The sequence below is a fragment of the Pseudomonas sp. TH49 genome (assembly GCF_016650625.1).
Classification (GTDB): Bacteria; Pseudomonadota; Gammaproteobacteria; order Pseudomonadales; family Pseudomonadaceae; genus Aquipseudomonas; species Aquipseudomonas fluorescens_H.
In genome coordinates this window covers 1,489,900-1,504,766 of the sequence record NZ_JAEKFL010000001.1, presented here as the reverse complement: position 1 = coordinate 1,504,766, position 14,867 = coordinate 1,489,900, and the positions used below count along the sequence as shown (strand labels likewise).

The following is a 14,867-nucleotide window of genomic DNA, read 5'->3' as shown; positions in this document are numbered from 1 at the left end:
GGGCGTCATTATTTTGTCTGATTGAGTACCAGCAACAACGCGGCTGTTTGCGCGTCCGGCATACCGTCGAAACGTGAAGGGCGGAAATGCATCTGGAAGGCGGCGAGTACATGACGGGTCGCGACATCCAGCTCGCCGGTTTGCGGAGTGTCGTAACCGACGCGCGCCAGCTGTTCCTGAAACCAGCTGATGCTCGGCAGTTCGGCGCTGAACTGCGCCTGCTGGCGGGCCACCGCTTGTTCATTGGGCCATACGCCCAGGCCTTCGGCAGCCAGACGTTTCCACGGGAACAGTGGGCCGGGGTCGAGTTTGCGCAGGGGGGCGATGTCGCTGTGGCCGATGATATGGCGCGGGCTGATGCCTTGGCGTTGGCTGATGTCCTTGAGCAGAACGATCAGTGACTGGATCTGCGCTTCGCTGTACGGGAACCAGCGGCGCCCGGTCGGCGTGTCCTTGAAGCCCGGATTGACGATTTCGATGCCGATCGAGCTGGAGTTGAGCCAGGTGCGGCCCTGCCACTGACTTTCCCCGGCATGCCATGCACGCTGGTTTTCATCCATCAGTTTGTAGATGGTGGCGCTTTTGTCGTCGCCGATCAGGTAGTGACTGCTGACTTCGCCGTGGGTCAACAGCTGCAGCGAACGTGCGAGCGATGCAGAGGTGTAATGCACGATCACGAACTGCACGCGGCTGTCGTGATTGGCCGAAGGATGGCTGGTGTCGTAACGCGGGGCGCTGGCACAACCGGCCAGAATGAGCAGCGACGCGAGGAGGGCAAAAAATTTCATGGCAGAAGACAGTACACGCAAGACAGTAATGCAACAGTGTAACGTACTGCCTTGCGTCTCGACGGCCGACGAGCTGATTTAAACAAAATGGAACAATTGCTCAGCCCAGTTCGACCCGATTGCGCCCGCCGTTTTTCGCGCGGTACAGCGCCTGATCGGCTCTTTTGAGCACCAGATCGCTGTGTTCTCCCGTCCTGAACGACGCCAGGCCCATGGAAATGGTGATCGTCACCCGTTCACCCTTGAAGTGAAACGGGCAGGCTTCGATCGCCGCGCGCAGGCTTTCCAGCAGTTTGGCGCCCACGGCCGGCGTGGTCGCTGGCAGCAGCAGAACGAATTCTTCGCCACCAAAGCGGGCAATGAAATCTGCACCGCGCAGGCGTTTGCGCAGTACGGTGGCGATGATCTTCAGTACCTTGTCGCCGGCCAGATGGCCGTAGTTGTCATTGATGCGTTTGAAATGATCGAGGTCGAGCATCGCCAGGCTCAAGGTGTTGCCGTGTTGCTGCCACTGCTTGATCTCGTGTTCCAGCCGTTCGCTCCAGGCGGCGCGGTTGGGCAGGCCGGTCAACGGATCGATCAGGGCTTTCTGCCGTTGTTCTTCCAGGTGTTCGCGGAAACCCAGGGCTTCCTGCTCCATGTGCGCCACGCGCTCGGCCAGCCCCTTGAGACGTGCCGCCACTTCCTGCTCGCGGGCATCGCGTTGTTTCTGGTGCTGATCCATGGTGCCGAGCAGGCCTTCGAGATGGTTCTCCAGCACCTGCTTGAGGTCATCCAGATCGGCCGCTTCCTGCATGCTGGTCTGCAAGCCGTCGACTTGCTCGCGGATCTGCGTGTCCATTGCCCGCGTCGCCGAGCTGTTGTCGGCGTGGCCCTCGCTGGCGGCCTGCAAGTTGCTCTGGAACGCTTCGAGGCGTTCGTTGAGTTGTTGCAGATAGGCTTCGAACTCGTGCTGGCCGCTGTCGGTGATGGCCAGCATCAAGGTCGCAAGATCGTCGAGAATCGGCAGCAGTTCGTACCAGTTCAGGCCATTTTTCAAGCGGTCGCGCATCGCCTCGGCCTGCGGACGATGGCGCTCGGGCAAGGTCAGGTCGTCGAGCAGCCCGATCAGCGTGTCTTCAATGTGTTTGGCCACCGAGCTGTAGGACGGCTCCGGCGAGTCGGGCAGGGCGTACAGAATGTCCTGCTCGGGTTGCTCCGGATCGATAGCGGCCAGGGCCTGGGCGATCGGTTCGGGCAGGGGCAGGCTGTCGAGCAGCAACGGTGTCGGGCTGTCACCGGGGTGGATCAACTCATCGGGGTTGATCGCGGCAACCAGCGCTGGTGATGTGATCGGGGTGGCCGGCCGCGCGACTTCCGGTTCGGTTGCCGGCAGTGCGGGCGCGGCAGCGGGTTCGCTGATCGGCTCGACCGCAACCACGGGTGGCACAAATGAAACCACGGGCGATTCGGCCTGGGGTTGCACGGCTGGCGTTTGCTGAAGCTCAACCTCCGGAGTTTGCGCAATGGCCTCTGCGGTGAGCGGCGCTACCGGCACCGGTTCGATTGCTTTTGTCGGCACGGGCTCTGGCTCTGGCTCTGGCGCAGGTCCCGCGCTGGATGGCGCAGGCGCTTGAGGCTGATCCGGGGCCGGCGGCGCGGCTGTTGCCTCTTCACTGTCGCGGCTGCCAAACAACCGCTGCAGAAAGCCCGGACGGTCCGGCTCGGCCGGAGTTTCCAGCTGGCTCAACGCCTTGCCCTGCAAACCGCTGAGTTCGCTCAGCAGCAGCGGCATTTCCCGCGCCTGACCGACCCGGCTGTCGAGTTGCTTGGCGAATTTCTTCAGCGGCTGAGCGACTTCCCGAGGCAGTGGCAAGGCTTGCAGTTGGGTGACCAGTGCGGTCAGCGCGGTGCTGACCTGATCGATTCGGGTCTCGCGACGCTGCTCGGAGTCGAGCACGGCTTTTTCCAGGCGCGGCAGCAGGGCAGCGAGGCCAGCGTCCATGTCGTCGGTGCGCACCACGTCGCGCATCTCTTTCATGCACTGATCAACGACTTTGTCGGTGCCTTCAGCGGCCAGCGTGCTGCGCACCAGACCGCGACGCAGCAAGTCGAGCCGGGCGGCCCAGCGACGTTCGAGCTTGTCCTGTTGTTCGATGCTTTTAAGGTACTTCTCTTTCCAGCGCTGGGCGTCGTCGCTCATTCAGGGGTTCCGCGAGGGGCAGGACTCATCGCGGGCAATGCATCGGCCGTGAGCGAACCCGGCAGACGGATCTCTACCGCGACCGGCAGGTGATCGGAAATGGGTTGAGCCAGCACTTCGACCTTTTCCAGGGTCAGGGTCGGGCTGAGCAAAATATGATCCAGGCAACGCTGCGGCCGCCAACTGGGGAACGTCGCTTCCATCTGCGGGGCCAGCAGGCCGAGATCGCGTAACGGTGACTGTTGTAGCAGATCACTGGCATGGGTGTTCATGTCGCCCATCAATATCTGGTGCTTGTAGCCACCGATCAGATCGCGAATGTAGGCCAGTTGCAAGCTGCGCACCCGGGCGCCGAGGGCCAGGTGCATCATCACCACTACCAGCGCCTCCGGACCTTCGCCGAAGCGCAGCAGGATCGCGCCGCGACCTTTCGGGCCGGGTAGCGGATGATCTTCGATCGCCCACGGCTTCAGGCGACTGAGCACGCCATTGCTGTGCTGGGCCAGTCGGCCGAGGTTGCGATTGAGTTGTTGATACCAGTAGGGGAAGGCGCCGAGGTGGGCCAGGTGTTCGACTTGATTGACGTAGCCTGAGCGCAGGCTGCCGCCATCGGCTTCCTGCAGGGCGACCAGATCGAAGTCGCCAAGCAGGTCGCCGATTTTTTGCAGATTGCCTGAGCGCCCGGTGTGCGGCAGCAGATGCTGCCAGCTGCGGGTCAGGTAGTGCCGATAGCGCTCGGTGCTGATGCCGACCTGGATGTTGAAGCTGAGCAAGCGCAGACGATGGTCTGCGGGCAGGCCCGTGGACTCCAGGTGATGCTCGTTGACCTGCGGATCATGCAGGCCAACGATGCGTTCGGTGCCCCAGCGGCGCATGGCGATTACCGCGCTTAGTTGGCAGCTGCCTTGTTGGCCGCTCGCTCTTTGGCGATCAGTTGATCAGCCAGTTGCAGCGCTTCTTTCTCGCCACCGGCAGAGCCGACGTCAAAGCGGTATTTGCCGTTGACGATCATGGTTGGAACGCCGGAGATTTCATACTTCTTGGCCAAATCTTTGGCTTTTACGATCTGACCCTTGATGGCGAACGAGTTGAAGGTGGCCAGGAACTTGTCCTTGTCCACGCCCTGAGTGGCAAGGAAGTCGGCCATGTCTTCCGGCTTGGTCAGAGGTTTGCGATCTTTCTGAATCGCGTTGAATACCGCAGCGTGAACCTTGTGTTCGACGCCCATCGCTTCAAGGGTCAGGAACATCTGACCGTGAGCATCCCACGGGCCGCCGAACATGGCCGGAATACGCACGAAGTTGACGTCGGATGGCAGTTTTTCAACCCAGGGATTGATCACTGGCTCGAAGGAGTAGCAGTGCGGGCAGCCGTACCAGAACAGCTCCACCACTTCGATCTTGCCAGGTACTGCCACCGGCACCGGGTTGGCCAGCTCGACATAAGGGGCGGCCGGTGCTTCGGCAGCCTGGGCGGTGAAGCCGAACAGGCTGGCAGCGACGAGAGCGGCGCTGATGATCAGATTACGCATGCTTTACTCCTGGACAATTTTGGTCGCCTCGCGCGACCTGTTTTCAGACAGATCCTGGCGGGCATGAGTTCTGTAGTGTAACGGCAGCGGCCACAAAAAAGGGCAGCCAAAGCCACCCTTTTTATACTTGCTGCGACGGATTAATCGAGCGTTAACGTTGCAGGAGATGTCCATCAGCGTTAACGCTCGATTCAGGGCGGTTAGTGCAGGCCCTGGATGTAGCTGGCGACCGCGGCGATGTCTTCGTCGCTCAGTTTGCGTGCGATGGTGCGCATTGGCATGGAGTCGCCGTCGTTGGCGCGACCGCCTTCTTCCTTGCGGAATTCTGTCAGTTGTTTGGCGATGTATTGAGCGTGTTGGCCACCCAGGTGCGGGAAGCCTGCGGCGGCGTTGCCGGCACCGTTCGGCGAGTGGCAGCCGGTGCAGGCCGGCAGGCCTTTTTCCAGGTTGCCGCCACGGAACAGGGCTTCACCACGCGCGACGATCTTTGGATCGGCGGCGCCGACGCTGCCTTTCTGGCTGGCGAAGTAGGCGGCGATGTCAGCCAGATCCTGATCGCTCAAGTTGGTCAGCAGGCCGGTCATTTCCAGAACGACGCGCTTGCCCGATTTGATGTCGTGCAACTGCTTGTCGAGATAGCGTTCACCCTGACCGGCCAGTTTCGGGAAGTTTGGCGCCATGCTGTTGCCATCCGGGCCATGGCAGGCTCCGCATACGGCAGCTTTCGCCTGGCCGGCGGCGGCATCACCGGCAGCATGGGCGAAGCCTGAAATTCCCACGGTCAACAGCAGACTCACGATCAATTTGTTCATCAGCTAATCCAACTACGGCTAAGGGTTAAGAGTTATGGACCGGGTTTACTCTCGCTCATCCAAAGGATGATGGCCTGGTAATCCTCGGCACTGCAGTCCATGCACAAACCACGCGGCGGCATCGCCTTGAAACCCTGGGTCACGTGTTGCACCAGCGTCCCCATACCTTTCGCCAACCTCGGCGTCCAAGCTGCCTGATCGCCTCTTTCGGGCGCCATGGGTAGTTGGCCGGAATGACAGGCACCACAAACACGGTTGTACACGGCTTCCGGTTCCTGTGTAGCCTGTGCGCCGCAAAGCGGTATCAGGACTCCGGCAGCCAGCAGCCATTTCGTCATAAAACGACCTTTTCAGGGTTGAGAGCGTTCTGCGTTCTGATGCGCAATCAAGGTCTTTGGCTCTCGTGAACTTCATCCTTCGCTGGGACAAAGCACACACAAAATCTGCGGCATTATATACTGGCGTCACTGAAACGGAAGCGACACCGCGTTCCGCGCCCAATCCCGGCGCCGCCCACATCGGAAATCCCATGCAACTCAAGAATCCCATCCTCGGCCTGTGCCAACAGTCCACGTTCATGCTCAGTGCCGCCAAAGTCGATCAATGCCCTGACGACGAAGGCTTCGAAGTGGCGTTCGCCGGTCGTTCCAACGCCGGTAAATCCAGCGCACTGAACACCCTGACTCACGCCAGCCTGGCGCGCACCTCGAAAACTCCGGGTCGCACACAGCTGTTGAACTTCTTCAAGCTAGACGATGAACGGCGTCTGGTCGACCTGCCGGGCTACGGTTATGCAAAAGTACCGATCCCGCTCAAGCAACACTGGCAGCGTCACCTCGAGGCTTACCTCGGTGGCCGCGAGAGTTTGAAGGGTTTGATTCTGATGATGGACATCCGTCATCCAATGACCGATTTCGACCTGCTGATGCTCGACTGGGCCGTTGCCGCCGGCATGCCGATGCACATTCTGCTGACCAAGGCCGACAAGCTGACCTATGGCGCCGCCAAGAACACCCTGCTGAAAGTGCAGTCGGAAATCCGAAAGGGCTGGGGTGATCTGGTGACGATCCAGCTGTTCTCCGCGCCAAAACGCATGGGCCTGGAAGAGGCCTACACTGTGTTGGCGGGCTGGATGGAACTGGCCGATAAAGGTGCCGAATTGCCTGCTGAGTAAATCGCAGGCAAAAAAAGCCCCGGACTTCATTTGGGGAGGGAGAAGTTCCGGGGTTTAAGCTCCGAACCGCTAGGGCGGGGTTCAGATATCTGCCAACACTTAACACAACATAGGAGCATTGAAGGGCTTCACCAGCCATTCAGTATCTCTGAGTAGTGAGTTGTCAGATTAGTTCAGATTTTTTTCAAAAAGCTTTGGAATAACCCCAAGCGCGTTTCGAAATAAGCGCGCTTCGGGCGTTTGCCGCGACGGTGTGTCGCGGCAAACGCCCGGGCCAGATGCCTTAGTGCGCTTCATCCCAGTTGTTGCCGACGCCGACTTCCACCAGCAACGGCACGTCCAGCTTCGCCGCTTCGCTCATGTGCAGGCGGATTTCCTGGCTGACCTGATCGACCAGATCCTCGCGAACCTCCAGCACCAGTTCATCGTGCACCTGCAGGATGACTTTGGCGTCCAGCCCCGAAGCCGCCAGCCAGTTATCCACCGCCACCATGGCTTTCTTGATAATGTCGGCGGCGGTGCCCTGCATCGGCGCGTTGATCGCCGTGCGCTCGGCGGCAGCGCGCTCCTGCGGCTTGTTCGAGTTGATCTCCGGCAGGTACAGGCGACGACCGAAGAAGGTCTCGACATAGCCCTGATCAGCGGCCTGCTTGCGGGTGCGCTCCATGTATTCGCGCACACCCGGGTAGCGGGCGAAGTAGGTGTCGATGTAGGCCTTGGCGGTCTTGGTGTCGACGCCGATGTCCTTGCCGAGCTTCTGCGCGCCCATGCCGTAGATCAGGCCGAAGTTGATCGCCTTGGCGCCACGGCGCTGGTCGGAGGTCACTTCGTTCAGCTCAACCTTGAACACTTCAGCGGCGGTCGCGGTGTGTACGTCCAGGTTGTTGCGGAAGGCGTTCATCAGGCCTTCGTCTTTGGACAGGTGGGCCATGATCCGCAGCTCGATCTGCGAATAGTCCGCCGCCAGCAGTTTGTAGCCCTTTGGCGCGACGAACGCCTGGCGGATACGCCGGCCTTCAGCGGTACGCACCGGAATGTTCTGCAGGTTCGGATCGCTGGAGGACAGGCGCCCGGTAGAAGCCACGGCCTGGTGGTACGAGGTGTGGATACGCCCGGTGCGCGGGTTGATCTGCTCCGGCAGCCGATCGGTGTAGGTGCTTTTCAGTTTGCTCATGGAACGGTGTTCCATCAGCACTTTCGGCAGACGGTGATCGTCCTCGGCGAGCTTGGCCAGCACTTCCTCGGCGGTCGATGGCTGGCCCTTGGCGGTTTTCTTCAGCACCGGCAGGCCGAGCTTTTCGTAGAGGATCACGCCCAACTGCTTCGGCGAGCCGAGGTTGAATTCTTCCCCGGCGATCTCGAATGCTTCGCGCTCCAGCGCGACCATCTTGTTGCCCAGCTCGATACTCTGGATGCCGAGCAGTTCGGCGTCGACGAACGCGCCCTGCCGCTCGATGCGCGCCAGCACCGGCACCAGCGGGATCTCGATGTCGGTCAGCACACTGGCCAGGCTCGGAATCGCGCTGAGTTTGTCGAACAGGGTCTGGTGCAGGCGCAAGGTGATGTCGGCGTCTTCGGCGGCGTACGGGCCGGCCTGTTCCAGGGCGATCTGGTCGAAGGTCAGCTGCTTGGCGCCTTTGCCGGCGATGTCCTGGAAGCTCACGGTGGTGTGATCCAGGTACTTTTGCGCGAGGCTGTCCATGTCGTGGCGGGTCGCGGTGGAGTTGAGCACGTAGGACTCAAGCATGGTATCGAAGGCGATCCCGCGCACATTGATGCCCTGGCTCTGATCGCCGCCGATGGCGCAGTTGGCCAGGATGTTCATGTCGAACTTGGCGTGCTGACCGACCTTAAGCTTGTTCGGGTCTTCCAGGATCGGCTTCAGCGCGCGCAGCACGGTGTCGCGATCCAGTTGCTCGGGCACGCCGATGTAGGAGTGGGTCAGCGGGATGTACGCCGCTTCGTTGGCCTGCACCGCGAACGACAGGCCGACCAGTTGCGCCTGTTGCGCGTCGATGCCGGTGGTTTCGGTGTCGAAGGCGAACAGCTTGGCGTTGTTCAGTTTCTCCAGCCAGACGTCGAAACGCGCCTGATCGAGAATGGTTTCGTAAGCGGCTTCAGCGGGAGCGGCTGGCGCTTCGGCTTCAGGCGCGCCGAACAGATCGCCAGCCGGCGCAGGCTCGGCGGCCGCGTTCAGTTCCTGGCGCTTGGCGTCGCGATCCAGATCATTCAGCCAGCTCTTGAATTCCAGCAGGGTGTAGAGCTCGTAGAGCTTGGCCGGGTCTTCCGCGCCCATTTGCAGGTCGTCGAGGCCGATGTCCAGCGGCACATCGACCTTGATGGTCGCCAGTTGGTAGGAGAGGAAGGCCATCTCCTTGTGCTCTTCGAGCTTGGCCGGCAGGGTCTTGGCCCCACGGATCGGCAGGGTCGGCACAATGTCGAGATTCGCGTAAAGCTCGGTGAGGCCGCCGTTGACCCCGACCAGCAGGCCGGAAGCGGTCTTCGGGCCGATGCCCGGAACGCCCGGGATGTTGTCGGAAGAGTCGCCCATCAGCGCCAGATAATCGATGATCTGCTCGGGAGCGACGCCGAATTTCTCCTTCACGCCCTCCACGTCCATCGAGCTACCGGACATGGTGTTGACCAAGGTAATGTGACCGTCGACCAGTTGCGCCATGTCCTTGTCGCCGGTGGAGATGATCACCGGGCGGTCCGCCGCCGCGCTGCTGCGGGCCAGGGTGCCGATCACGTCGTCAGCCTCGACGCCTTCCACGCACAGCAGCGGGAAGCCGAGGGCGATCACGCTCTGGTGCAGCGGCTCGATCTGCACGCGCATGTCGTCGGGCATGCTCGGACGGTTGGCCTTGTATTCGGCGTACATCTCATCGCGAAACGTCCCGCCCTTGGCGTCGAAGACCACGGCGAACGGGCTGTCCGGGTACTGCTTGCGCAGACTCTTGAGCATGTTCAGCACACCTTTGACCGCGCCGGTCGGCAGGCCTTTGGAGGTGGTCAGTGGTGGCAGTGCATGGAACGCGCGGTACAGGTAAGACGAACCGTCCACCAGGACGAGGGGGGCTTGGCTCATGAGCAGAATCAACCTTTTCGGCGGGCCCGGCGCTAGAATAGCGGGACCGTTGACGACAAAGGGACAAGGTTATCATGCGTACGTTAAATCGCTTGCTGCTGGTCAGTTTGATTGCTGTCTCACCGCTGGCCGCGATCGCGGCGGATGATGCGCCGTCAAAGGAGCCGGAAGTTACCATTAACACGCACACCGAAGGCGACAAGGTCATTCAGGAATACAGCCGCAGTGGCTTCGTCTATGCGATCAAGGTCACGCCGAAGGGCGGTAAACCGTATTTCCTGGTGCGCGCCGATGGTTCGGACGCGAACTACATCCGTTCCGACCAGCCGGATATGCTGATTCCGTCGTGGGAAATCTTTACCTGGAAGTAATATTCCCGACTTTTAATCGGCGCCGCTTGATCGCGGCGCCCGAACTGAGCAGTTTTTAACCATGTCTGTGTTCACCCCCCTGGCTCGGCCCGAGCTGGAAACCTTTCTCGCCCCTTACGGGCTCGGCCGTCTGCTTGATTTCCAGGGGATCGCCGCCGGCAGCGAAAACACCAATTTCTTTATCAGCCTGGAGCAGGGCGAGTTCGTCCTGACCCTGGTCGAACGCGGCCCGGTGCAGGAAATGCCGTTCTTCATCGACCTGCTCGACGTGCTGCACGAGGCTGATCTGCCGGTGCCCTACGCGCTGCGCACCACTGACGGCGTGGCGCTGCGTGAACTGAAGGGTAAACCGGCATTGCTCCAGCCGCGCCTGTCCGGCAAGCACATCAAAGTCGCCAACGCCCAGCATTGCGCGCAGGTCGGCGAGTTGCAGGCGCATCTGCACCTGGCGACCCAAGGCGAGCGCATGATCAAACGCAAGACCGATCGTGGCCTGGACTGGATGCTGGAGGAGGGCACCGAATTTCTCTCGCACCTGAGTGACGAGCCGCGTGCGTTGCTGCACAAGGCACTGGATGAAATCACCCAACAGAAAGACAAAATTCTCGCGCTGCCACGGGCCAACATTCACGCCGACCTGTTCCGCGACAACGCGATGTTCGAAGGCACGCACCTGACCGGGTTGATCGACTTCTACAACGCCTGCTCGGGGCCGATGCTCTACGACGTGGCGATTGCCTTGAATGACTGGTGTTCGGACGAGGAAGGCCTGATTGACGGGCCGCGTGCCCGCGCATTCCTCGGTGCCTATGCGGCGCTGCGTCCGTTCACGGCCGCTGAAGCGGAGCTGTGGCCGACCATGTTGCGCGTGGCGTGTGTGCGGTTCTGGTTGTCGCGGTTGATCGCCGCCGAGCAGTTTGCCGGGCAGGACGTGCTGATTCACGATCCGCAGGAGTTCGAGCAGCGTTTGGCGCAGCGGCAGCAGGTGCATACACCGCTACCTTTCGCCCTTTAAAAGCTTCGCGAGCAGGCTCGCTCCCACAGGGTCTCGGCGATCCTGTGGGAGCGAGCCTGCTCGCGAATGGGGGCAACACCTATGCCGGGGATTACAGTGATTCCAGGCACCCGGCCAAATCGTTGCCCAGCTTCTCCAGCACCTGCTCATACCCCTGAGCTGTCGCCGGCGTATAGCCGCCCAGTGCATCCAGCTCCGCCAGCTTCACCGGCAGGCCTGCCACCAGGGTTTCCGCCAGGCGCGGACGCAGCGGCGGTTCACTGAACACACAGGTCTTGCCCACTTCCTGCAGGCGCTTGCGCATCGCGGCGACATGCTGCGCGCCCGGCTGGACTTCGGCGGCCACGCTGAACACGCCAGTGTGCTTCAGGCCGTAAGCGTCTTCGAAGTAATCGAACGCTTCGTGGAACACGAAGTACGGTTTGCCCTCGACATCAGCCATGCGCTTCTTCAAGCGTGCATCCAGTGCGTCGAGGCGCTCATCGAAAGCCTTGGCATTGCTCTGATAGCGTTCGGCGTTGGCCGGATCGGCTGCGCTGAGGTCGGCAGCCATTTTCTCGGCAATGACCCGCGCGTTGACCGGCGATAGCCACAAATGCGCGTCCAGTGTGCCCGGGCGATGATCGTGATCATGCTCGTCGGCGTCTTCGGCGTGGGAGTGGCTGTCTTCGGCGAAGCGGCGCAGCTTCATGCCCGGCAGATCCTGCACGGCCACGCTTGGCAGCGTACGACCGTTGAGCACCCGTGGCAGGAAACCTTCCATGTCCGGGCCGATCCAGTACAGCAGATCCACCGATTGCACCTTGCGCACGTCGGACGGGCGCAGCGCGTAGTTATGCGGCGAAGCGCCCGGCGGCAGCAGTACTTCGGGAATCGCCACGCCGTCCTGCACGGCCGCGGCAATCAGCTGCAACGGTTTGATGCTGGTGAGGACCTTGACCTCGGCCTGAGCCGAACCGATCAGCAGAAAACTGGCGATAAACGCCACAAAAACAGAAAAAAGTCGGGACACGATGACCACTCAAGGAGGCGAGAACGGGTAACATAATAACGTCTCTATCAAAACTCGTCGCCGCCCATGCCTATTACACCGATTGCCAGCCGTCCACACGACCACTCTCATTGCGTGCACAGCGCACTGACCGAGGCCGACACCTTGTGCGCCCAGAAAGGCCTGCGCCTGACTGCGTTGCGCCGGCGGGTGCTGGAGCTGGTGTGGCAGAGCCACAAGCCGCTGGGCGCCTACGACATTCTGGCGGTGCTCAGCGAGCAGGACGGCCGCCGCGCCGCGCCGCCGACCGTGTACCGCGCGCTGGATTTCCTCCTGGAAAATGGCCTGGTGCACCGCATTTCTTCGCTCAACGCCTTTGTCGGTTGCGTGCATCCGGAACATGCGCATCAGGGCCAGTTCCTGATCTGCCGCGACTGCCACGCCGCCATTGAGCTGGAACAGAAAGCTATCAGCGACGCGATCATCAATAGCGCCAAGGATGTCGGTTTCATCGTCGAAGCACAGACCGTCGAAGTGGTCGGCCTGTGCTCCGGTTGCCAGGGGGCCTGATGAGCAACCCGTTGATCCGTCTGGAGCACGTCGCCGTCACGTTTGCCGGGCAGACCGTGCTGGACAACATCGAGCTGAGCGTCGAGCCGGGGCAGATCGTCACCCTGATCGGCCCCAACGGCGCTGGCAAGACCACACTGGTGCGCGCCGTGCTTGGCCTGCTGAAGCCTGACAGCGGCAGTGTCTGGCGCAAGCCGAAACTGCGCGTCGGCTACATGCCGCAAAAACTTCACGTCGACCCGACCTTGCCGCTGTCGGTGCTGCGTTTCCTGCGTCTGGTGCCGGGTGTTGATCGCCCGCGTGCGCTGGCTGCGCTGAAGGAAGTCGGCGCCGAGCACGTTATCGACAGCCCGGTGCAGACCGTTTCCGGCGGCGAAATGCAGCGCGTGCTGCTGGCCCGGGCGCTGTTGCGCGAGCCGGAATTGTTGGTGCTCGACGAGCCGGTGCAGGGCGTGGATGTCGCCGGCCAGGCCGAGCTGTACAGCCTGATCACCCGCCTGCGCGACCGGCATGGTTGCGGGGTGCTGATGGTCTCGCACGATTTGCATCTGGTGATGAGCACCACCGATCAGGTGGTCTGCCTCAACCGACACGTCTGCTGTTCCGGGCACCCCGAGCAGGTCAGCGGCGATCCGGCGTTCGTCGAGCTGTTCGGCAAGAACGCACCGAGCCTGGCGATCTATCACCACCATCACGACCACGCCCACGACCTGCACGGTTCGGTGGTCAAGGCGCCCGCTGCGGGCCACACCCACGTTCACGGAGACCACTGCAAGCATGGCTGATTTTCTGTTGTATGCCCTGCTTGCAGGTCTGGCGCTGGCGCTGGTTGCCGGGCCGTTGGGTTCGTTCGTGGTCTGGCGGCGCATGGCCTATTTCGGCGACACCCTGTCCCACGCCGCGCTGCTTGGCGTGGCCTTGGGCTTTCTGCTGGATGTCAGTCCGACGGTGGCGGTGACCGTCGGCTGCCTGCTGCTGGCGGTGCTGCTGGTGACGTTGCAACAGCGTCAGCCGCTGGCGTCGGACACGCTGTTGGGGATTCTCGCGCCGAGTACGCTCTCTCTTGGCCTGGTGGTACTAAGCTTCATGCATGAAGTGCGGATCGACCTGATGGCCTATCTGTTCGGCGACCTGCTGGCGATCAGCCCGACCGATCTGGCGTGGATCCTCGGTGGCAGCGCGGCAGTGCTGGTGCTGCTGGTGACGCTGTGGCGGCCGCTGCTGGCGATTACCGTGCATGAGGAATTGGCCAGGGTCGAAGGCCTGCCGGTGGCGGGTCTGCGCATGGCGCTGATGCTGTTGATCGCGGTGGTGATCGCGGTGGCGATGAAAATCGTCGGTGTGTTGCTGATTACTTCGCTGTTGATCATCCCGGCGGCTGCGGCACAACGTCACGCCCGTTCGCCGGAGCAGATGGCGCTGGGCGCGAGCCTGCTGGGCATGCTCGCCGTGTGTGGCGGGCTGGCGCTGTCATGGTTCAAGGACACCCCGGCGGGGCCGTCAATCGTTGTGACGGCAGCCGCACTGTTTCTGCTGAGTTTTGTTCTGCCCCGTCGAGGGGTGTAGACTTGCTCGCTTTTTGCGCAAATAGAGAGTCGCAGGAATGAAGCCGTTCGCCTCCCGTTATCTGCTCCTTGTCGCATTTTCCGTGCTGCTGGGCGCCTGCCAAAGCACGCCGCCGGTGGCCGAAGCCCCCGACGCGCGGGCCACGGCCATCGCACAGCTGGAGCAAAGCCTGGCCAGCAGCGAATTGGCCACCGCCGAAGACCAATTGGCCGCCTTGCAGGCACAGAACCCCAACGATCAGTCGCTCGAGCAATACCAGCGCCAGTTGGCCGAAGCCTACCTGCGCCGCAGTCAGATCGTGTTACAGAAAGGTGATGTGAACGCGGCAGCGACCGCACTGAGCCGTGCTCGCGCGCTGATGCCCAAGGCCCCGGCGCTGACCGGTGGCGTCAACGGCGCGATCACCGAAGCTCGTAAAGCCGAGCTGGAGAAAGCCGAAGCGGCGCTGCTTGCAGCCGAAGCCAAACCGAAAGCCAAGGTCATCGATCCGACCGCCGAAAGCACCACGGTGGCGCTGAACATCAACGATAGCCGCAAACTTCGCCGGCAACTCGACGCGATCGCCGCCGATGTGGTGAATTACGAATGTGCCGTGAGCATTCAGGCACCGCGCACTCAGGATTACCCTTGGCTGGCGACTCTGCTGAGCAAGCGGGTGAAGAAACTGAATCCGGATTTCGAGTTGCGCATCGAGAAGCAGATTCTGCGCACGGTGCCGGCGCAGATGGTTCTGATTCCAGCTAAACCCTGAAAAGCTTCGCGAGCAAGCCCGCTCCCAC

15 protein-coding genes are annotated in these 14,867 nt (G+C 61.8%); 7 read left to right on the top strand and 8 right to left on the bottom strand.

Annotation, left to right across the window (positions count from 1 at the left end; translation table 11 throughout):
- Positions 1-8: 8 nt before the first annotated feature.
- From JFU48_RS06815 to JFU48_RS06790, 6 genes are all read right to left on the bottom strand, one after another.
- Positions 9-788, bottom strand: coding sequence for an N-acetylmuramoyl-L-alanine amidase (locus JFU48_RS06815; RefSeq protein ID WP_201136146.1), 780 nt, complete (start codon positions 786-788; stop codon positions 9-11).
- A 100-nt stretch (positions 789-888) separates the two neighbouring features.
- On the bottom strand, positions 889-2,970 hold the full coding sequence (locus JFU48_RS06810; protein ID WP_201136145.1) for a GGDEF domain-containing protein: 2,082 nt from the start codon (positions 2,968-2,970) through the stop codon (positions 889-891).
- Complete coding sequence (locus tag JFU48_RS06805) at positions 2,967-3,845, bottom strand: endonuclease/exonuclease/phosphatase family protein (protein ID WP_003220298.1); 879 nt, start codon at positions 3,843-3,845, stop codon at positions 2,967-2,969. The genes JFU48_RS06810 and JFU48_RS06805 overlap by 4 nt, the downstream gene beginning before the upstream one ends.
- A gap of 14 nt (positions 3,846-3,859) precedes the next feature.
- A complete protein-coding gene (locus JFU48_RS06800) occupies positions 3,860-4,501 on the bottom strand; it encodes a thiol:disulfide interchange protein DsbA/DsbL (RefSeq protein WP_003220301.1) in 642 nt (213 codons plus the stop codon).
- A 200-nt stretch (positions 4,502-4,701) separates the two neighbouring features.
- Complete coding sequence (locus tag JFU48_RS06795; RefSeq protein ID WP_201136139.1) at positions 4,702-5,313, bottom strand: c-type cytochrome; 612 nt, start codon at positions 5,311-5,313, stop codon at positions 4,702-4,704.
- 32 nt (positions 5,314-5,345) lie between these two features.
- A complete protein-coding gene (locus JFU48_RS06790) occupies positions 5,346-5,651 on the bottom strand; it encodes a c-type cytochrome (RefSeq protein WP_003220307.1) in 306 nt (101 codons plus the stop codon).
- A gap of 191 nt (positions 5,652-5,842) precedes the next feature.
- Here JFU48_RS06790 and yihA point away from each other — a divergent pair, with 191 nt between their 5' ends.
- The gene (gene yihA, locus JFU48_RS06785; protein WP_115986479.1) at positions 5,843-6,487 is read left to right on the top strand and encodes a ribosome biogenesis GTP-binding protein YihA/YsxC; all 645 of its coding nucleotides are present in this window, start codon (positions 5,843-5,845) and stop codon (positions 6,485-6,487) included.
- 283 nt (positions 6,488-6,770) lie between these two features.
- Here yihA and polA read toward each other — a convergent pair whose 3' ends face one another.
- Positions 6,771-9,575: a DNA polymerase I gene (polA, locus tag JFU48_RS06780; protein WP_201136137.1), complete on the bottom strand. Its 2,805-nt coding sequence runs from the start codon at positions 9,573-9,575 to the stop codon at positions 6,771-6,773.
- Between the two features lie 74 nt (positions 9,576-9,649).
- On the opposite strand from polA, the gene JFU48_RS06775 reads away from it, so the two are divergent.
- Together JFU48_RS06775 and JFU48_RS06770 are read left to right on the top strand one after the other, a co-directional pair.
- On the top strand, positions 9,650-9,946 hold the full coding sequence (locus JFU48_RS06775; RefSeq protein WP_003220313.1) for a DUF2782 domain-containing protein: 297 nt from the start codon (positions 9,650-9,652) through the stop codon (positions 9,944-9,946).
- A 61-nt stretch (positions 9,947-10,007) separates the two neighbouring features.
- The gene (locus JFU48_RS06770) at positions 10,008-10,961 is read left to right on the top strand and encodes a homoserine kinase (protein WP_201136136.1); all 954 of its coding nucleotides are present in this window, start codon (positions 10,008-10,010) and stop codon (positions 10,959-10,961) included.
- A 91-nt stretch (positions 10,962-11,052) separates the two neighbouring features.
- On the opposite strand, the gene JFU48_RS06765 is transcribed toward JFU48_RS06770, so the two are convergent.
- The gene (locus JFU48_RS06765; RefSeq protein WP_103484039.1) at positions 11,053-11,973 is read right to left on the bottom strand and encodes a zinc ABC transporter substrate-binding protein ZnuA; all 921 of its coding nucleotides are present in this window, start codon (positions 11,971-11,973) and stop codon (positions 11,053-11,055) included.
- A 66-nt stretch (positions 11,974-12,039) separates the two neighbouring features.
- On the opposite strand from JFU48_RS06765, the gene JFU48_RS06760 reads away from it, so the two are divergent.
- The 4 genes from JFU48_RS06760 to JFU48_RS06745 are packed head-to-tail and all read left to right on the top strand — an operon-like array spanning position 12,040 to position 14,839.
- Positions 12,040-12,522, top strand: coding sequence for a Fur family transcriptional regulator (locus tag JFU48_RS06760; RefSeq protein ID WP_003220319.1), 483 nt, complete (start codon positions 12,040-12,042; stop codon positions 12,520-12,522).
- Positions 12,522-13,307, top strand: a complete 786-nt coding sequence (gene znuC / locus JFU48_RS06755; RefSeq protein WP_003220320.1) for a zinc ABC transporter ATP-binding protein ZnuC — start codon at positions 12,522-12,524, stop codon at positions 13,305-13,307. The genes JFU48_RS06760 and znuC overlap by 1 nt, the downstream gene beginning before the upstream one ends.
- Positions 13,300-14,088, top strand: a complete 789-nt coding sequence (znuB, locus tag JFU48_RS06750) for a zinc ABC transporter permease subunit ZnuB (protein WP_003220321.1) — start codon at positions 13,300-13,302, stop codon at positions 14,086-14,088. Before znuC ends, znuB begins: the two co-directional genes overlap by 8 nt.
- A 37-nt stretch (positions 14,089-14,125) precedes the next feature.
- Positions 14,126-14,839, top strand: coding sequence for a PA5502 family lipoprotein (locus JFU48_RS06745; protein WP_003220324.1), 714 nt, complete (start codon positions 14,126-14,128; stop codon positions 14,837-14,839).
- Positions 14,840-14,867: the final 28 nt, after the last annotated feature.